This is a genomic window from Planctomycetia bacterium, from assembly GCA_021413845.1.
Lineage (GTDB): Bacteria > Planctomycetota > Planctomycetia > Pirellulales > PNKZ01 > PNKZ01.
In genome coordinates, this window is the sequence record JAIOPP010000020.1 from 117,655 (window position 1) to 137,172 (window position 19,518).

Here is a 19,518-nt window from a genome sequence, read left to right on the forward strand (position 1 = left end):
GCGACGAAGATCGGGGCGATCAAAACGAAAAAGCCCGGCGGCCGCAATAGCGACCGCCGGGCCTATTATACCGCACCGCACACGATGTTGCGGCGACGTTTTACTTCGATAACTACTAGGCGCTCGGGGCCGTGGCTTCGCCTGCTTCGCGCATCGCAGCCTTGCGGCTGAGCTTCACGCGGTCTTGGTCGTCGATGGCGATGACCTTAACTTGGATGATGTCGCCGACGCGGCAAACATCCCCCACGCTCCCGACATAGCCGTCGGCGAGTTCGCTGATGTGGCAGAGCCCATCCTTGCCGGGCAGGATTTCGACGAACGCACCGAAGTCTTTCACGCTCGAGACACGGCCTTCGTAGATCTTGCCGATCTTGACCGTCTCGGTGAGCGCTTCGACCCGACGCATACAGGCCTTCGCCGAAGCCGAATCGGCGCTGGCGACGATGACCGTGCCGTCGTCGTCGACGTCGATCGTCGCACCGGTTTCTTCTTGGATCGCACGAATCGTCTTTCCGCCCGGACCGATCAAGAGGCCGATCTTGTCCGGAGGAATTTGCGTGCGGAGGAGCCGCGGAGCCCATTGCGAAATCTCTTCGTACGGACGGGAGATCGTCGAGAGCATCGTCCGCAAGATGTTGATGCGGGCATCACGGGCCTGCACCAAAGTCGCTCGCGTGATTTCGAGGCTGATGCCCCGAATCTTCATGTCGAGCTGAATACCGGTGATGCCGTTTTGCGTTCCGGCCACCTTGAAGTCCATGTCGCCGTAGTGGTCTTCGTCGCCGATGATGTCGGTGAGCAGGCTCCACTGTTGCGGGTTCTCATAAACCAACCCGATCGAGATGCCTGCGACCGGATTCGTGATCGGCACGCCGGCCGACATGAGTCCGAGCGTGGCACCGCAGACCGTCGCCATCGAGCTGGAGCCGTTCGACTCCATGATGTCGGAGATCACGCGGATCGTGTACGGGAACTCTTCCGGATCGGGCAGGATCGGCTTCACGCTTCGTTCGGCCAACGCACCGTGGCCGATTTCACGACGGCCCGGTCCGCGGATCGGACGGCATTCGCCGACCGAGTACGGAGGGAAGTAGTAATCGAGCATGAACTTCTTCGAGTATTCGTCGATGAGGCCGTCGACACGTTGCTCGTCGCGATTCGTGCCGAGCACGACCGTGATGAGAGCTTGCGTCTCGCCCCGTTGAAACACGGCCGAGCCGTGAACGCGAGGGAGAACGTCGACGGTGCATTCGATCGGACGAATGGTCGTGTAATCGCGACCGTCCGGACGACGGCCCGTTAGGATCAAGTCGCGAACGACCCGCTCCGTGAAGCGCGACCAAGCACCCGAGAAAGCCGCCGGCGAATGGGCACCGGATGCGGCTGCGTCGGGAATGATCGCGGCGAGGGCTTTCGCCTTCACGGCCGAAACCGCTTCGTTGCGAGCCGACTTCCCTTCGATCGCCTTCGCTTGGCGGAGTTGATCGTAGAAGCCACCCTTGAGCAGGTCGTAGATGCCGTCGTCGGCCGGAGCGACCCACTCTTGCTTGATCTTACCGACCTTGCGGAAGAGTTCTTCCTGGAGGTCGATGATTTCGCGGATGTAGTTGTGACACGTTTCGATCGCCGCACCCATCTGGTCTTCCGGCAATTCGCGCGCGAAACCTTCGATCATGAGGATCGATTCGCGGCTTCCGGAAACGATCAGATCGAGGTCCGACTCTTCGAGTTGGGCCTGGGTCGGAAACACGACGAACTGTCCGTCGATGAGACCGAGCCGAACCGAGCCGAGAGGGCCTTGGAACGGCAAGTTCGAGAGGCCGAGGGCCACCGACGCGCCGTTCATGGCGAGCATGTCGCCGTCGTTTTGCTTATCGCTCGCCAAGACGCCGGCCATGATCTGGACTTCGTCGTGAAAGCCTTCCGGAAACAACGGCCGGATCGGACGATCCATCAACCGCGACGTGAGGGTTTCCTTCATCGTCGGGCGACCTTCGCGCTTCAAGAAGCCGCCGGGAAACTTACCGGCTGCGGCGGCGCGTTCGCGATAATCGCATGTGAGCGGGAAGAAGTCGATGCCCGCTCGAGGAGCACCGGTGGCGGCTGCCGTGAAGACGACGGTGTCGCCGTATTGCACAAGGCAACTTCCGGCAGCTTGCTTCGCCAAATAGCCGGTCTCAATGGAGAGAATCCCGGCTCCGATTTGCTTTTCTACTCTTACTTTAGCCAATGTACGTCCCCTACCTTTTGCTGCGTCCTGGCAGCACGCTCGGAGGCGGAGGGAATCCGGTCGAGGAACCGACGTTTACGACCACCAGGGCCGGAAACCAAGGAACCTCGACGATAGCGCGACGAAGAGGGCAGGACTACTTGCGGATTTCGAGCCGACGGATCACGTTGAGATACCGTTGCGCATCGACATTCTTTAGGTAATCCAACAAGCGACGACGCCGGCTGACCATACCCAGCAGCCCACGGCGGCTGGAATAATCGCGCTTGTGCGTCTTGAGATGGCCGGTCAGCTCACCGATACGGCTGGTGAGTAAGGCGATTTGGACCTCGGGCGAACCGGTATCGGTATCGCCTTGGCGGTAGTCCGTGATCAAAGTTTGCTTGAGCTCTTTGGTAATCGACATCTGTGGTACCGTTCACCTAAACGTGCGTCGCCCGATCGACCTAAGTGGTTCGACCGTAAGCCCTTTCGGCCGAAAAATCGCAGCCCGTCCCTACGACGAATGCCGCTGAGTTCCGCGTGCCTGTGCCAGGACTCTTCCTACTGTGAATCAAAACAACAACTTAAGGAGCCCAATGTATCAGCCGCCGCGGCATTTTCAACCGCAAATCCTGACAGCCTCTTAAGACGCGCTCTAACTTCTGAGCGGCGAGTGTTTTTCCTGATTTCACAGGGAGTTACTTTCATTCGACCGCAACCGGAAAAAACTCGCTTAAATCCCGATCGATACTATTCCTTGTTCCCACTACTCCTAGTTCCCACCCAGCGTCGGTTTCACGATGCCGTATCCCCTTTCGACCTTAAAACTCACGCCCCAAGCGCTATAGCCGTGACTCGTAATGCCGCGGCGGCTCGTGCTCGCATAGTTCTCATGGCCCGGCAAGATCGTGACTTTGACGATTCCCTTTTCGCCCTCCTTAAGCACCCCGGTATGCACGGCCGCGGTCGCCAAAGTCGAGTCGCTGGTGTAGATGTCGGTTCCGTAGATCGAACCGGAGAGATTGCCCGTAACCTCGAAGTACCAGACTTGGACGATTTCCGTTGATCCTGCTCGTAGTTGCCCTGGGTCGGGCCGGACGTCGCGAATCACCCCCGTCAGATTCGCGATGACGTTGCGAACGGCGAGCGCTTCGTCGAGCTTCGCCTCACGGCAAAGCTCTTTCATCAGCCGGTCGAGAGGGACCGCGGCACGAGCCCCTGCCGCTTGAATTCGTTCGAGCGTTTTTCTTTCGAGCTCCACGACTGCGAGATCGTGAGCTTTCGCGATTTCTCGCGCGTCGAGAGGCAGCGACTCGCGCGTCTCCGAACGGGAGCCGCCGACGGGCGACTTACCGCTCACCCAGCGAATGTGATCCCTCACGGCAACCGCTTCATCGAGCTTGGCGTCGCGGCAGAGACGATCTTGAATCGGCTGCAAGCGCTCGATCGTTTGCAACCGGAGCCGACTCAACTCGTTATCGGCGCTGAGTTCGATTCCATCCGTCTCGCGGCGGAACACGTCGACGACTTCCTTCACCGCAGGCGACGGCTCCTCGCTCGCCTCGCCTGCCGATAGCCCGACGACGAACGACAGCCAGGCCGATAAGGCGTGCAGAAAGATTTTCATGGCCGATAATTCCGAATGAACCAAAGCATCCATCGGTTCGACGCTGCCTCCGCTGCGAAAGTTCCCCGCCGTTACACGACTCGAACCACTTCCTCGTCCTTGAGTACCGCTTCGAGTCATGCCCGCGCCGACGACGAACCTGGCTGGCGATCTTCGCCCGCCAAACGGCCTGCCACGGCAAGCCGACAAAAAAATTGTTCGCGCAACGTCGTAAGTGTATATTGCGAATACCCCTCACCAAGATGGGCCCCACTACTCGAAATACGAGACACTTCGGCGGAGCGAACCCTCATGCGTAGCGCGACCCTGGCGGCTTTGCTTTCGATCTTGGCCTGTTGGCAAGGCATCTCATGCCGCAGCGCATCCGCACAGACGCTTCTCACCCGAGCCGACCAGAAAAAGCTGATGCCCGGCCTCGTGGTCGTCGTGTATCCGCGGCATGCAACGCAAAGCGGCAGAGAAGGGGCGTTCGTCGAGCAAAAAGATCTCGGCGCGCCGGTCCAAGCTCCAGGCAACCCCTATGTCATCAACACGCTCTACGATTGGAAGTTTCCGGCGGATTTCAACGCGATCGCCACAGGCCTGCTGAAGATCGACGTCGCCGGCGACTATCTCTTCTCGACCAACAGCACCTGGGACCGCAACTCTCTCTCGGTAAACGGGCAGATGATCTGCCCCTATCGCGACGGCGAACAAACCGTCGCTAAGATTCGTCTCGAAAAGGGCTACGTGCCGATCGTCTGCGGCGGCTACTTCGCGTCGCGAGGGACGACGCAAGTCACCTGGCAACCGCCGGGCGCGCAAGCGCTCATGCCGATTCCATCGGAACTATTCTTCTTCCTCCCTGAGAAGAAGAAACGCTAACGCTCGGCGAGGCACCTCACACGACTGCCGCGGCGACCCCGTTCGACAAACTCTTCAAGCGCCACGGCTGCCTCTCGCGGATCGCGTTGGTCAGCAGCACGCAGAACACTTCCGTGTCGGGATCCATCCACACCAGCGTGCCGGTCGCGCCGGTGTGGCCGAACGTGCGAGGGCCCAACAAGTCGCCCCAGCTGTCGTACGTGCCGGGATGATTCAAACGCCAACCAAGTCCCCACGGCTGCGTCCGTGCGACGGCTTCCGGCAACTCCGGAAGCTGAAGCAGCTGATTACGCGTCATCGCCGCGATCGTCGCCGGAGCGGCGATGCGAACTTCTTTCCCGTTCTCTAAACGAACCGCTCCTCCGCCGAGCATCAAGCGGCAGATCACGGCGAAATCGGCCGCGCTGCTGAACAGCCCGCCCCACGGCGCGCCGAGTTCTTGCCAATAGCGGCTGTTCCAACCGAACGCCGGCTCCTGATACTCGGGCGTCTGCACGCGCACCAGCCTTTTGCGATCGAACGGGCGCGAGCCGAGCCCGATCGACGTAAGGCCGAGCGGGTCGAACAATTCCTTTTTCAGAAACTCCGCGATCGGCAGACCGGAAATCAAGCGCACGATCTCGGCCGTGAGGTTCGTGCCGACGCTCTGATAACTCAGCTTCGTGCCGGGTGGAAACAGCGGCACCGTATCGCGTACCCCATGCTCGACGTACTTCGAGAGAGGCGCAAAACTCTTGCGCAACTCGACGTTGTTCGCCAGCATGTCGGGCAGGCCCGAGGTGTGCGTGAGCAGATGCAGCACCAAAGTCTCTTCTTTGTGATGCGCGGCATACTCCGGCAAATACTTCGTCACTCGATCGGTGAGATTCAATAACCCCCGCTCGACCAAGAGCATCGCCCCCAAATAAACGACCGGCTTCGTGATCGACGCCATGAGGAACAGCGCGTCGTCGCGAATCGGTTCGGCATCGGCCTCGGGCCCCATCTTGCCGAACAACCGCGGCGCCACCATCCGACCCTGCCGCCCGATGCAAATCGCGCCGCTCGGCACCTCGGCCGAACCTGTCGCGCCCGGTTTCGTCCACGAATCGAGCAAGTCGTATACGCGCTGCAAACGGACAGGGTCGAAGCCGATCTCTTCGGGCTTAGCGAGGGGTAAGTGCGGCATGTTCGGTCTCAATTCGTTGTGCTGCTGTGAAATCGTGCCCGTGATTATCGTCGCCTGAATGCGCACGGCAACGGAATCTCACACATTCCGCGACATGCCCGGTTTTGCGTCATTGGTTTTGCTGACGCCGCAGTGCGACAGCGCTCGTGATGCCGATCTCAACCCTTAAGCCCGCGCCTCCGGCAGTCGAGCCTGGAGCCATTCGACATAGCGTCGCACGCCTGCTTCCAACGTCGTCGCAGGCTTTGCGTAGCCTGCTTCACGCAGCTTGCGCATATCGGCTTGCGTGTAGTTTTGATATTGGGCCGAGAGCGTGGCGGGCATGTCGATGAAGCGAATGTTCGGTTCGCGATCCAGCGCGAGGAACACGGCCCGAGCGAGATCGGCGAAGGTGCGAGCCTCGCCGGTACCGCTATTGTACAGGCCGCTGAATCCGCTCGAGGTCCGCTTTCGTTCGCCGGCGAGCCACAGCATATGGTCGACGCAGTCTTCGACGTAGACGAAGTCGCGCAGTTGCCCCCCGTCTGCATAGGCCGAATCGTTGGAACGAAAGAGCCGCACTTCGCCGGCGGCGATCGCCTGCCGAAACGCGTGCAGCACGACGCTGTGCATCCCGTGCTTATGCTGCTCGTGTTGACCGTAGACGTTGAAAAACTTCAGGCCCGCCCAATGCTTCGGCACCGGTCGACCTTGCCGCACTTCTTCTAAGGCCCAGATGTCGAAGTCGTTCTTACTTTTGCCGTAGAGATTGAGCGGCGTGAGTTGCGCCGGCGGAGTACGATCGCTGAAGCCTTGCGCACCGTCGCCGTAGGTGGCGGCGCTCGAAGCGTATATCAGCGTGCAATCCTGCTCGGCGCACCAGCGCCATAGCGTCTGCGTATATTCGACGTTATTCGCCGCCAAATACGACCAATCGGTTTCCGTCGTCCGGCTACAGGCCCCGAGATGATAAATCGTTTCGAGCCGCAGTCCGTTGCCGACGGCCGCTTCGCCGCTCAGCCGCAACCGCTCGAGAAACGCATCGTGCGTCAACAGTTCGTAGCGTTCAAGTCCCACGAGGTTGGCCCGTTTATCTTCGACGAGCGGATGATCGACGAGCAAGAGCTCGGCTCCTTGCGCCGCCAAACGCCGCGCCAAGTTCGACCCGATAAACCCCGCCGCTCCGGTTACAGCAATCATGGTTCGATTCATTCCGTTGAATAATTCCGTGTCTTCCCACCTGTTACGCGCCGCTCATTCTAATGCCGAAAGGTCTCGATGCGCAAGGTGCCGTCGCGCTCGATCGTGGCGGTAATGGCGCCGGCCACGGTCGTTTCCAGCACCTTGGCCCCGGCCGATCGATATGCCTCGCGCACGGCACCGCTCGCATCGACATAGCCGGACACCACGACCCATTCCGGCCGGCTCCAGCGTGCCAGCCCGGGCGGATTGCTCCGCGCGCTGCCGTGATGCGGGGCCAGCACGACGTCGCAGTCCACCGGCGGCTGCGCGAGTAAGCGCTCAAGGCCGAGCCCTTCGAGGTCGCCGGTCAATAATATCCGCCGACCCGCGGCGCTTAGTTCCAAGACGATGCTCTCGGCATTATCCGTTTCGAAATGCTCGTGCGGCGAAGGCTGCCGCATCTCGACCGTCGCGATCGAGTCGGCAGCCGAAAGCCGGTCGCCGGCAACGACGGCCCGAATCGGCACGCCGGCCCGAGTCGCCTCTTGCCGAATGTAGCGCATCGCCGGGCCGTCGCCGGCTTCAAGATTGCCGGAAACGCAAATCTCCGCGACGCTAAACTGATCGAGAAGTTGCGGCAACCCATTGTAGTGATCGGCATCGCCGTGCGAGACGACGATTCGCTCGAGTCGCGTAATGCCGCGCGACCACAGCACGCCCGAGATCGCGCGGGCCGCTCCTTCCTCGCTCCCGAGCTTGCCGCAATCGTACAACCAAGCGGCACCGTCTCTCGTCTCGACGACGACGGCCAACCCATGCCCGACGCTGACGAACGTGCAGCGTAGCGCGACGTCGTCTAACTCGGCGCGGCGCGGAATCATCGCCGCCGAGATGCCGACGAGAGCGATGAAGACGATCGCCGGCTTTACCTTGCCCCCGCTCGGCCAGAGCGCCCACAAGGCGAGCAACGTATAGAACCCGAACGTCGCCGCCTGCGATGGTCCCGGCAGCCATAACGCGGCTCCCGGCCAATGCTGCGTTCGTTGCACGACGAACTCGATGAGCCGCAACATCGCGCCGCAGACTTCCCCCAAGATCGGCGCGAGCGGCGGCACCAGCCAGCCGAGGGTTAACGTAAAAAACCCGAACAGCAAAGCCAACGCGATCGGGATCCCGAGCAGCGGCGTGAGCAAGAGCGAGATCGGTGAGAGGATGTGAAATCGCTCGGCGACGAGCGGGGTCGTTGCGAAACAGATCGCCGTCGAAACGACGAGCCCCCTCCCGAAGCGACTCCATCGACCGTAGATAAACCGCCGCCAACGGGGCACGGTTTCGGCTTTGACCTTCACTAAAGCATCGACTTCGACCTGCTTGCGTCGCCGCTCCGCGCTCCAAGCCAACACGCCTGCCGCGAGAAACGACAACTGCGGTCCGACCCGAAACAAATCGCACGGATTGAGCCACAACACGATCAACGCCGAACTCGCCAATAAGTTCATGCCGAGCGCAGGCCGCCGCGCAAACGAAGCGATCGCCGCCGCCATCACGACGATCACCGCGCGCAGGGCAGGGGGCTCGGCGTCGATCACGAGCGCATACGAAAGCGTGACGCCGAGCGTCACGGCCGTCGCTACGTTCGGGCGGAGCCAGCCGAGTCGTAGTGCGCCGTGAAGAAACAACGCTAAGATGCCGATGTGCAGGCCCGAGATCGACAAGATGTGAACCGTGCCGGTTCGGAAGAAGGCCCCGTTGTCGCGACGATCCAACATATCGCGATAGCCGAGCAACAATGCCGAGGCAAAGCCGACTTGATCCGTCGGAATGTTACGCAGCAGCCACGCATGCGCCGCGCTGCGCACGTTCGAGAGCCGTGCGAAAAGATTCCAAGTCGAACAGAGCTCGACGACGCTGACTCCTTCCGGCGAGGCCAACCGCACGACGCACAATTTCCGATCGGCTCGATAATGCGCCGCGAAATCGAACTCGCCGGGGTTCAGCGGCGGCGAAGGACGCGCGATGCGCCCGAACAGCAACACGAGATCGCCGGCGGCGACCTTTTCGACGGCACCGTCCACCTGAACATCGGCCACGCCGCTCGCGCCGCGCCAAGTTTCGTCGTCGCGAATGCGGATCGCTCGAATCTTGAAGCGGCTTTTGACGACGGAACCGACCGCTTGGTCGGAAACGCTCGTGATATTGCGCGGCGACTCCGTGACGATCGCTTCCAGCGCGATGGGTCGCGGCTCGACGCCGGCGGACCAACCGAGATCGTCGTCGGAAAAGAAGTACCAGCGGTCGTGATGCCGTAAGCCTCCGACGGCGCCGCACCCGATCAAGAGCACGATCGCCGCCGAACGATCCCAACGCTTCCTCAGGCATACCGACCAAAGCACGGCCGCGGCGCTCGCCACGCCCCACCAAACTGCGTAGACGATCGCCGTGTAGCGGTCGATCGCGATGCCGAGGCACACCGCTGCCGCGACCTGCAAGAGGGGCTGATAGTGGCGATGACGTGAAGCGTCGGGCGACATCGACCGTGCCATCGGTGGTGCCCGTCGAGAGTGTTCCGAGAAGTGAACGTGGTCGCCGGTCGATCGCCCGCGCTGGTAGATCGCCCGTCGTTGTGGGCGATAGCTTACCAAAAGACCGCCCGAAGCAAGACTTACCGCACGGATAGAGAAACAACCTCGGTTCCGACCTCTCCGCCCAGTCGCTCATTTCCGCCGGACCACGACTCACCCGATGCCCATTTTCCGCCCGCTAACGGCCCTTAATTTGCAGCCATTCTCTCGGACCTACGCGTCGGAGCAACCAACTTCTTGAGCATCCAGCAGGGAGCGGGACCATGGCCGCGAAACTCAGACCATTAAAAGACCAGACGATCGTCATCACGGGGGCCTCGAGCGGCATCGGCCTCGTCACGGCCCGAGCCGCCGCGAAGCAAGGGGCGCGCCTCATCCTCTTCGCTCGCAACGGTGAAGCCCTCGACGCACTCGAGCAAGAAATCAACGACGCCGGAGGCCAAGCGGTCAAAGTCGTCGGCGATGTTTCCGATCCCGGCGATGTGCAGCGGGCCGTCGATGCCTCGATCGAGCACTTCGGCGGCTTCGAAACCTGGGTCAACAACGCCGGCGTTTCGGTCTACGGACGGATCGAAGAAGTGTCACTCGAAGATCATCGTCGCGTTTTCGAGACGAACTTCTGGGGCGTCGTGCATGGCTCGATCGCAGCGATCCACCATTTCAAGGTGCGCAACGTCCGAGGCTTCGGCGCGGCGCTCATCAACGTCGGCTCGGCATTGGCCGATCGTTCGATACCGCTGCAAGGGATGTACTGCGCCAGTAAGCATGCCGTGAAAGGCTTCACCGACGCGCTACGAATGGAAGTCGAAGAGGCAGGCTACCCTGTCTCGGTCACGCTCATCAAGCCGGCCGCGATCGATACGCCATACACAGAGCACGCGAAAAACTATTTCCAAGACGAGCCGCAAAATCCACCCCCGGTCTACGCCCCCGACACCGTAGCCCGCGCAATCTTGCATGCCGCCGTGCATCCGGAGCGCGACCTCTATGCGGGCGCCGCGGGAAAGCTATTCAGCGTGTTGGAAAAATACGCCCCTCGGCTGACCGACAAGATGATGGAAGCGACGATGTTTCAACAACAGCACAGCGGCCGCCCCAAGCCGACGAACCGCATCGACGGCTTCTATCAACCCGGCATCGGCTTGCATGAGCGGGGTAACTATCCCGGCTTCGTACAAGAACGGAGCCTCTACACCGAAGCGCGCATCCACCCGATCGTGACGGGAGTGATCCTCGGCGCTATCGGGCTGGCCGCCGCCGCGATTCTTACAGGCCCGGCCGTGAAGCGCCGCTAATGCGTTTATCGAGTCTCGCCTAAGCCGCTCAACTACGCCGCCTGCGGGTTCGTCGCGACGATGCCGGCACGCAGCCCTTACAACTTCGTTTTCCGCAACGAATACTACCTGCGCACCGAAATATCGGCTATCTTCTCGGCAAGACCTAGGGGCGCCGGATTGCCTCTTGGGAGCGAAGTTCTCTTGCGATAGGACGACCGATGATGAGCCGAACGAGTTGGGTCGCAGTCGTGGCGTGTGTTGTTCTCGGCGGCGCTTCCGCGATGTGTGCCGCGGCCGAACCGCCGGCCTATCTCAAAGACGTGCCGCTGATTTCGCGGCAGATTCTCTTCGGCAATCCCGACAAAGCAGCCGCCCGCATCTCGCCCGACGGCAAGCGAATGAGCTTCCTCGCCCCGCTCGACGGCGTACTCAATGTGTGGGTCGGACCGGCAGGCGATCCGGCAGCGGCGAAAGCCGTGACGAACGATAAGAAGCGAGGCATCCGTTCTTACTTCTGGGCCTTTACGAACAAGCACATTCTCTACGTGCAAGATGCCGGCGGCGACGAGAACTTCCACGTCTACTGCGTCGACCTGACGAGCGGCGAGACGAAAGACCTGACGCCGATCAAAGGGGTCGCCGCGCAGATCGAATCGGTAAGCCATCGCTTCCCGAACGAGATCTTGGTCGGCCTGAACGATCGCGATCCGCAAGTACACGACGTGCATCGCGTGAACCTCGATACCGGCAAGCTCGAACTCGTCGCCAAGAACGAGCAAGGCTTCACCGGCTACGTCATCGACGAAGACTATAAGATTCGCTTCGCCACGAAGTTCGCTCAAGACGGCGGCAACGAAATCTTGCAACTCGCCGAAGGGGGCGAGTGGAAGCCGTTCGAGAAGATCCCGATGAGCGACACCCTCACGACCGGGGCGGCCGGCTTCGACAAGACCGGCACTATTCTCTACATGATGGATAGCCGCAATCGCAACACCGGTGCGCTGTTCGGCGTGAACCTCAAGACCGGCGAACGGAATCTCATCGCCGCGAATCCGTTGGCCGACATCGGCGGCGTGATGTCGCATCCAACCGAGAACACGATCGAAGCGGTATCGTTTACCTACGAGCGCACGGAATGGACCGTGCTGAGCGACACCGTCGCGGCCGATCTCAAATACCTTCGCACCGTCGCCGACGGCGAGATCGAAATCACGAGCCGCACGCTCGACGACACCGTTTGGACCGTCGCGTTTCTCATGGACAACGGCCCGGTGCGCTACTACTTATACGACCGTAAGCCGAAGCAAGCGAAGTTCCTCTTCACGAACCGCAAAGACCTCGAAGGCTTGCCGCTCGTGAAGATGCATCCGGTCGTCATCACGGCCCGCGACGGCCTAAAGCTCGTCTGTTATTTATCACTTCCGAAGGGGACCGATCCCGACGAAGATGGCCGCCCGAACCAACCGTTGCCGCTTATTCTCGACGTTCACGGAGGTCCCTGGTCGCGCGACTCTTGGGGCTACAACGCCGAGTCGCAATGGCATGCCAACCGCGGCTATGCCGTGCTGAGCGTCAACTATCGGGGCTCGACCGGCTTCGGCAAAGAGTTCGTCAACGCCGGTAATAAAGAATGGGCCGGCAAGATGCACGACGATCTGTTGGACGCCGTGAAATGGGCCGTGAACGAAAAGGTGGCCGATTCGAAAAAGGTCGCGATCTCCGGCGGCAGCTACGGCGGCTATGCCACGCTCGTCGGTCTGACCGTCACGCCCGACGTGTTCGCCTGCGGGATCGACGTCGTCGGTCCGTCGAACATCCTCACGCTCATCGCAACGATCCCCGCCTACTGGCAACCCGCGATTCAGATGTTCAAGGATCGGGTCGGTGATTTCACCAGCGAAGAAGGCCGCAAGTTCCTTACCGAGCGCTCGCCGCTGTCGCACGTCGACCGCATTAACAAGCCGTTGCTCATCGGCCAAGGAGCCAACGACCCGCGCGTGAAGCAGTCCGAGGCCGATCAGATCGTGAAGGCGATGGAAGAGAAGAAGATTCCGGTAACGTACGTCCTCTATCCCGACGAAGGGCACGGCTTCGCACGGCCGCAGAATCGGATGTCGTTCAACGCCGTCACCGAAGCGTTTCTCGCCGAGCGATTAGGGGGCCGCTTCGAGCCGATCGGCAAAGACTTCGAAGGCTCCTCGATTCAAGTCCCGGCCGGCGCCGGCGACGTACCGGGCCTCGCAGCCGCACTGCCGAAGACGAAGAAGGTGGATGAATTGCCGCCGAAGTAATCTTGCCTGCGGAGTAACTGCCTCCGGATGTTGAGGCAATGTCGAACTGCCGAGGGTATCCACCCCCGGCTATCGATCTCATAGCTCATCCGAAACTGATCACCGACCTCTGACCACCGACCACTTCCGTGTCCAACTACTACGCCGATAAATCGCACTGTTCCGAGCACCAGATCTTTCCCGGCGTGAAGATTTTCACGACCGCCGGCGACAACGTGATGCTCTCGCTCGTCGAGTTCGAGCCGGGTGCCGTCGTCGAGATGCACCAGCATCCGCACGAGCAGATGGGGATGCTGCTTGAAGGAGAGCTCACGTTTACGATCGGCGGCGAAACGCGCGTGGTCCGCGCGGGAGAAATGTGGCGCATCCCCGGCCATGTCCCGCATAAGGCCGTCGCCGGCGACAAACCGGTGCGGGCTCTCGACGTCTTCAACCCGATTCGAGAAGACTATCGGTAATCCGCGCAAACTACGCCGGGCTGCCGATTTCTTGCAGCAGTTCGAACGTATAGATGCCCGTATCGTGGCCGTCGCTGAAGTGGATCGCGTAGGCGTAGTTGCCCACGGGATTCATACCGAGCAACTCCAAAGGCTTCGCTTCGGCCGCCGAAAGGACGTTGAGCATCATCGGGTTCGACGCAGCCGGAGGAGCGTTCCGTTTCTCGCGGCAGGTCGCGCACGGACACTTGTCGCGCAGTTCGCCGACTGCGTAACTGCGGCGCGTGCCGTCGCTCCACTCGATCGACAATCGAGCGTCGGGCAAGAGCGAAAGTCCGGTCGGTTGCGGAAGAGACATGAGAACTCGTTACGAAATGGTCTTCAACGTGTCGAGAAGGTACTGCACTTCCTCTTCCGTGTTGTAATGCAACAGGCCGATCCGGACCAGTCCCGCCGGCTCGACGCCGAGCGTTTCCGTAAGCGGCAACGCATAGAAGTTGCCGTGCCAAACGTAGATGCCGGCCTCGGCCAAGCGCCGGGCCACCTCGATCGACGGCAGCGTTCGATGCGAGATCGAGAACGTCGGCACCCGTTCGTCGAAACGCTTCGTGTCGGTAATTCCCCAGGAGCGAAACTGCGGCAACCGATCGAGGCCGGTCTGCAACCGTACGGCCAGTTCGGTTTCGCAATGCCGAATGATCCCGAACGCCGCTGTGAGCGATTCGCGGCGCGTGGCCGGACTACCGCCGAGGTCGGCGAGATAGTCGATCGCCGCTAAAGTCCCCGCGATTCCTTCGTGGTTCTGCGTGCCGGTCATCCACTTGCCGGGCAGTTCGTTCGGCGCCGGCCGAACCTTATACGCCGTGAGCGATTCCAACAACTCGCGACGTCCCCACATCAGGCCGACATGCGGACCGAAGAACTTATACGCCGAGCAAGCGATAAAATCGCAACCCCAAGCTGCGACGTCGATCAAGCGGTGCGGCGCGTAATGTACGGCATCGAGAAACACCTTCGCGCCGACCGCGTGCGCCATCTCCGCGATCTTCGCCACCGGATTGATCGTGCCGACGGCATTCGATGCACAACCGACGGCGACCAATCGCGTGCGCGGCGAAAGCTTCGCCCGCAAGTCATCGAGGTCGAGCGTACAGTCGGGCCGAATCTCGATCTGCCGCACGATCGCACCCGCATCGCGCGCCGCAAGCACCCAAGGAGTGAAATCGGCGTCGTGATCCAAGTGGCTCACGATCACCTCATCGCCCCGATTCCATGTTTGTGCCAAGGCTCGCGACAGGGCGAACGTGAGGGTCGTCATGTTCGCGCCGAAGTAGCAGCAATCGGGGTCGTCGGCTCCGACGAAGTCGGCCGCGGCCCGATGTGCTTCGTCGAGCATTGCATCGCTGCGCACGCTGGTGGCGAACATGCCGCCGTGATTGGCGTTCATCGTCCGCAAATAATTCGCGATGGCAGCGATGACGCGCTCGGGCACTTGGCTGCCGGCCGGACCATCGAAAAACACCGCCTCACGCGCACCATGCCGCTGCGAAAGAGCAGGGAACTGCCGACGCAGCGCGGCGACTTCGAAACCCGATGGAATCGCCATGAACTACTTTCCGCGAAAATACCGAATGACCGAAAACGGGACAAATCATGCGCCATGGAATATAATACAAAAAGTCCACTGCGATGAGGTGCCCGATGAAGTTCGCTCGTATTACGCACGATCCGGCAACGATGGGAGGCAAGCCTTGTATTCGAGGCATGCGCGTCACCGTCGCAACGGTCGTCGGTCTTTTGGCGTCGGGAGAGTCGCGAGAACGAATCCTTCAGGCCTATCCCTATCTTGAAGCCTCGGATTTGGATGAGGCATTGGCATACGCCGCTTGGCGCTTGCAAGAACGAGAAGAATTACTCATCGACTCATGAGTATCGCGCTCGTCATCGATATGAACCTCTCGGTCGAGTGGGTGGAATACTTTCGACAAGCGGGAATCTCAGCCTCGCATTGGAGCCGATGCGGCGCCGCAACTGCTCCCGACACCGAGATCATGCGTTGGGCATTGGAACGCGGGCAGATCGTGTTTACACACGACCTCGATTTCGGTGCCGTACTCGCGCTGACACACGCTACCGGCCCAAGCGTATTTCAGATACGTGGTTCCCGCGTGCTTCCCGAGCACATCGGATCGCTCGTTCTTACAGCACTGCGACAGTACGAAGCGGACCTAGAAAGAGGGGCAATCGTCGTCGTCGAACCGACAAAGAGTCGGGTGCGGATTCTGCCGTTCTAACTCGACGGAATTTGAAACTGCGCATCTGCTAGATCCGTAATCAGCATCCGTCCCGGGCTGTGTGTGATCGCGATTTCCGGTTGGGCCGCGGCGAGTGCGAGTTGCGGGGTCACGCCGCAGGCCCAGAACAGCGGCACCTCTCCGTCGCGGATCGTTACGGGGTCGCCGAAGTCGGGCCGAGCGAGATCGCGAATTCCGAGCGCCGCCGGGTCGCCGATGTGGACCGGCGCGCCGTGCATGGCCGGAAAACTTCCGGTGATCGCAACGACGCGGTCGATCTGCTCCGGTCGATAAGGCCGCATGCTCACGACGAGCGGCCCCGCGAATCGGCCGGCAGTTGCGCAAGCGCGCGACGTCAAATACATCGACACGTTCCGCCCTTCGTCGATGTGCCGCACAGGCAACCCGGCGGCCGTGAGCGCCGTTTCGAACGTGAACGAACACCCGAGCAGGAACGTCACCAAGTCGTCGCGCCAGCGGTCGACGACGCTCTGCCGTTCGATGACGTCTGCCACACCGTAGCGGAAGACCCGATAGCGCGGCACATCGGTTCGCATATCGGCATCGGCGGCGATGCTCGGCCTCGTAGCGCCGGGGAGCAATCGATCGAGCAGCGGACAGGCTTGCGAATTCAAGCGGCAAAACTCGCCGAATTCATCCGCAAAAGCCTCGGGCACGACGACGACATTGGCTTGCACGTAGCCCGGGCATCGCCCGGCGGTCGGGCCGGAGAATCTTCCGGCGCGCACCTCGGCGCGAAACAGAGCGGGCGAGCGATCCCAAGTTGGTTCGGTGTTCACGTTCGTTTCGATTTACGTTGATCGACGAAGCGCCGTCCCTTCCCCTCGAAGCGCGGAAGAGTTCCGATCGCGACTTCACCCACATCGACTTTGATCCCCAGCCGCACGCGCAGTTCATCCGCTACCCGTTCCGGCTGATGCAGCCGATCTTCGATCTCGACCTCGAGCACATCCATCGCACCGCTGGAGCGCGCGGTCACGCGATACTCGACCACTTCGGGAAAGCCGCGCAAGATCTGATCGATGGCCGACGGAAACACGTTCACGCCCCGAATGATCAGCATGTCGTCGGTACGGCCGACGATGCCTCCTTCGAGAAACGCGAAGCGCCGCGGCAGCGAATGCTTCCGCCGCACCCGAACCAAGTCGCCGGTGCGATAGCGGATCGCCGGCAAACCGGCCCGGCCGAGCGACGTCAGGACGAGTTCGGCAAGTTCGCCGTCGCGCGCGGGCGCACCGGTTTCGATCGCCAGAAACTCGGCGATGAAATCGCTTTCGAGAACATACAAGCCGTCGCCGGCGAAATCGCCGAAGCCCCACGGCCCCACTTCCGAAGCGCCTGCATGATCGATCACGCGGGCTCCCCATTGTCGTTCGATCGACTCGCGCACCGCCGGCAACGATCCACCCGGCTCACCCGCGAGGATGAACGTACGGACGCCGAACGAGCGGACGTCGATGTTGCGCTCGGTCGCCGTTTCGGCCATGTGCAGCGCGTAGCTCGGCGTGCAACAGACGACCGAGGCCCGACTCGACTTCAACAACTCGAGCCGGACCGCGGTGTTCATGCCGCCGCCGGGCACCACCATGCAGCCGCGCGCCGCAGCGGCCTCGAGCGCGCTCCAAAAGCCGATATACGGCCCGAACGAGAACGCGAAGAACACGGCATCGGCCTCGGCGACTTCGCCGGCGTCGAAATAGTGTTGCCAACAGTCCATCCACCCTTGCCAGTCGTCGGCCGTATCGAGCACGACCATCGGCCGGCCGCGCGTCCCCGAGGTCTGATGGAAGCGGACGTATTTCTCCATCGGGTAAGTCAGATTAGCGGCAGCCGCCTCACCATGCCTCCCGGCGAGAAGCTCGTCTTTATACGTGAACGGCAGGTCCGCCAGTTGCTTGAGCGACGTCAGCGGAAACGTGATGCTCGCCAGCTTCTCGGCGTAGAAACGGTTCGTCGGCAGAATGCGCGCGATCAGGTCGTTGAAACGGCTCAATTGCCATGCCTGAAGCGATTCGGCATCGAGCGATTCCAAGCGTCGGCGTTCTTCGAAGGTGCGTAGTGGGCTCATAGTAGGAGCATGATAAGAGGGATCGCGGCGCGAGGGAATGGGAAGCCCGAACGGTTCCGGCCGACGAACGTGCGGCGAGGCGTCTTCTGCTTCGTCGGGCGGTCGACTATTCTAAAACCCTCTCCTTTCGCCTCAGCCTACCCGCCGCACCGCTTATGTCTTCCAAAGCTTCGCTATTCGTCATCTTCCTTACGGTTTTCATCGACTTGCTCGGCTTCGGCATGGTGTTGCCGCTGCTGCCGATCTACGCCAAGCAATTCACGACCGACGACTCGGGCATTACGATCGGCCTGCTGATGTCGAGCTTCTCGGCGATGCAGTTCCTCTTCGCTCCGCTCTGGGGCCGACTCTCCGATCGCATCGGCCGACGCCCCGTCCTCATGGTCGGGCTCGCCGGCTCCGTGGTCTTCTATTGGCTGTTCGGCTTCGCAACGGTCGAGAAAAGCCTGCTGTTGATGTTCGTCGCACGGATCGGAGCAGGCATCGCGGGAGCAACCATCTCGACCGCGCAAGCCTATATCGCCGATTGCACCACGCTCGATAAACGGGCCAAGGGCATGGCCCTCATCGGCGCCGCGTTCGGCCTCGGCTTCACGTTCGGGCCGCTGTTCGGGGCGCTGGCGGTTCCCACCGGCAGCGGCGACCCTGGGCCAGGGCCGGGCTACGCGGCGGCGGGGCTCTCGTTGTTCGCTTTGCTGTTGGCCGCGTTCAAGCTGCCCGAATCGCTGAGCGCCGAAAACCGCGGCGCCAACATCATCGCAGCCGGTCGACACGATCGCCGGTCGTGGTTCGACGTGACTGCATTTCGCAACGCGATGGCCTCGCGACCGATCGCACTGTTGCTCGCGGCTTCGTTTCTGTGCGTCTTTTCGTTCGCGAATTTCGAATCGACTCTTTCGCTCATCATTAAAGACGAGCGAGGTCCGTTTCAGTTCACGTTCCGCGATGTCTGCCTGACGTTCGCCTTCATCGGCTTGGTGCTCACGCTCGTTCAAGGAGGAGTCGTGCGGCGGCTGTCGGGCCGCGTTCCCGAGTCGAAGATGACCATCATCGGGGCAGGGCTCGAAGTCGTCGGCTTCGGGCTACTCATCGCTTCGACCTATAACTACTCGCTTTGGCTCCTGCTGACGGCGCTTGCGATCACGGTATCGGGCTTCGGCTTCATGACACCGAGCATCAACTCTCTACTCAGCCGCTGGAGCGATCCGGCGAAGCAGGGGGGAATCCTAGGGCTCGGGCAATCGGTAACCGCCTTGAGCCGAATCTTGGGCCCGGCGATCGGCATTCCTCTGTCTCGACAGAATGTGACCTACCCGCTTTGGACGGCCGTGGTGCTGATGGGAGTCGGCGGGGTTTTGGTGCTCATGGCGGCCAAGACCGGCAAAGACTACCCGGCCGCCCCAAAGTAACGAACCGCGAGCGGGATACTGGCGGCGCGGTATATTGGCGGCGCAGTTGCTTGACTGTAGCGTGCCGGCATGGCGTGTTTTCACGGAGAGCCGCTTGACTCGCCGAG

At 61.4% G+C, this 19,518-nt stretch carries 17 protein-coding genes; 7 read left to right on the forward strand and 10 right to left on the reverse strand.

Translation table 11 applies throughout. The features are described from left to right. Nucleotides 1-115: 115 nt before the first annotated feature. From pnp to K8U03_04105, 3 genes are all read right to left on the reverse strand, one after another. Entirely contained in the window at nt 116-2,230 is a 2,115-nt protein-coding gene (gene pnp / locus K8U03_04095; protein ID MCE9604065.1) for a polyribonucleotide nucleotidyltransferase, read from the reverse strand. A gap of 136 nt (nt 2,231-2,366) precedes the next feature. After that, complete coding sequence (gene rpsO, locus K8U03_04100; GenBank protein MCE9604066.1) at nt 2,367-2,636, reverse strand: 30S ribosomal protein S15; 270 nt, start codon at nt 2,634-2,636, stop codon at nt 2,367-2,369. Between the two features lie 348 nt (nt 2,637-2,984). Continuing rightward, nucleotides 2,985-3,839: a hypothetical protein gene (locus tag K8U03_04105; GenBank protein MCE9604067.1), complete on the reverse strand. Its 855-nt coding sequence runs from the start codon at nt 3,837-3,839 to the stop codon at nt 2,985-2,987. Between the two features lie 291 nt (nt 3,840-4,130). Here K8U03_04105 and K8U03_04110 point away from each other — a divergent pair, with 291 nt between their 5' ends. After that, complete coding sequence (locus tag K8U03_04110; protein ID MCE9604068.1) at nt 4,131-4,703, forward strand: hypothetical protein; 573 nt, start codon at nt 4,131-4,133, stop codon at nt 4,701-4,703. Between the two features lie 16 nt (nt 4,704-4,719). Here K8U03_04110 and K8U03_04115 read toward each other — a convergent pair whose 3' ends face one another. The 3 genes from K8U03_04115 to K8U03_04125 form a co-directional block, all read right to left on the reverse strand. Continuing rightward, nucleotides 4,720-5,871: a beta-lactamase family protein gene (locus K8U03_04115; GenBank protein ID MCE9604069.1), complete on the reverse strand. Its 1,152-nt coding sequence runs from the start codon at nt 5,869-5,871 to the stop codon at nt 4,720-4,722. Nucleotides 5,872-6,036: 165 nt separating this feature from the next. Further along, entirely contained in the window at nt 6,037-7,050 is a 1,014-nt protein-coding gene (gene rfaD, locus K8U03_04120) for an ADP-glyceromanno-heptose 6-epimerase (protein MCE9604070.1), read from the reverse strand. A gap of 59 nt (nt 7,051-7,109) precedes the next feature. After that, a complete protein-coding gene (locus tag K8U03_04125; protein ID MCE9604071.1) occupies nt 7,110-9,563 on the reverse strand; it encodes a ComEC/Rec2 family competence protein in 2,454 nt (817 codons plus the stop codon). 314 nt (nt 9,564-9,877) lie between these two features. Between K8U03_04125 and K8U03_04130 the strand changes: the two genes are divergently transcribed. From K8U03_04130 to K8U03_04140, 3 genes are all read left to right on the forward strand, one after another. Next, a complete protein-coding gene (locus tag K8U03_04130; protein ID MCE9604072.1) occupies nt 9,878-10,909 on the forward strand; it encodes an SDR family oxidoreductase in 1,032 nt (343 codons plus the stop codon). A gap of 200 nt (nt 10,910-11,109) precedes the next feature. Next, on the forward strand, nt 11,110-13,182 hold the full coding sequence (locus K8U03_04135) for a S9 family peptidase (GenBank protein MCE9604073.1): 2,073 nt from the start codon (nt 11,110-11,112) through the stop codon (nt 13,180-13,182). A 218-nt stretch (nt 13,183-13,400) separates the two neighbouring features. After that, on the forward strand, nt 13,401-13,640 hold the full coding sequence (locus K8U03_04140; GenBank protein MCE9604074.1) for a cupin domain-containing protein: 240 nt from the start codon (nt 13,401-13,403) through the stop codon (nt 13,638-13,640). A gap of 10 nt (nt 13,641-13,650) precedes the next feature. Here K8U03_04140 and K8U03_04145 read toward each other — a convergent pair whose 3' ends face one another. Together K8U03_04145 and K8U03_04150 are read right to left on the reverse strand one after the other, a co-directional pair. Next, entirely contained in the window at nt 13,651-13,977 is a 327-nt protein-coding gene (locus tag K8U03_04145; protein ID MCE9604075.1) for a DUF971 domain-containing protein, read from the reverse strand. Nucleotides 13,978-13,986: 9 nt separating this feature from the next. Then, entirely contained in the window at nt 13,987-15,225 is a 1,239-nt protein-coding gene (locus tag K8U03_04150; protein MCE9604076.1) for a cysteine desulfurase-like protein, read from the reverse strand. Between the two features lie 95 nt (nt 15,226-15,320). Here K8U03_04150 and K8U03_04155 point away from each other — a divergent pair, with 95 nt between their 5' ends. Beyond that, nucleotides 15,321-15,548, forward strand: coding sequence for a DUF433 domain-containing protein (locus K8U03_04155; GenBank protein MCE9604077.1), 228 nt, complete (start codon nt 15,321-15,323; stop codon nt 15,546-15,548). A 2-nt stretch (nt 15,549-15,550) separates the two neighbouring features. Next, nucleotides 15,551-15,913 (forward strand): DUF5615 family PIN-like protein, encoded by a 363-nt coding sequence (locus tag K8U03_04160; protein ID MCE9604078.1) that lies wholly within the window; start codon nt 15,551-15,553, stop codon nt 15,911-15,913. Here K8U03_04160 and K8U03_04165 read toward each other — a convergent pair. After that, complete coding sequence (locus K8U03_04165) at nt 15,910-16,713, reverse strand: putative hydro-lyase (protein MCE9604079.1); 804 nt, start codon at nt 16,711-16,713, stop codon at nt 15,910-15,912. The two genes, K8U03_04160 and K8U03_04165, sit on opposite strands and share 4 nt — an antisense overlap. Then, entirely contained in the window at nt 16,710-18,002 is a 1,293-nt protein-coding gene (locus tag K8U03_04170; GenBank protein MCE9604080.1) for a phenylacetate--CoA ligase family protein, read from the reverse strand. The genes K8U03_04165 and K8U03_04170 overlap by 4 nt, the downstream gene beginning before the upstream one ends. Nucleotides 18,003-18,157: 155 nt before the next feature. On the opposite strand from K8U03_04170, the gene K8U03_04175 reads away from it, so the two are divergent. Further along, complete coding sequence (locus K8U03_04175) at nt 18,158-19,411, forward strand: MFS transporter (protein ID MCE9604081.1); 1,254 nt, start codon at nt 18,158-18,160, stop codon at nt 19,409-19,411. Nucleotides 19,412-19,518 lie beyond the last annotated feature (107 nt).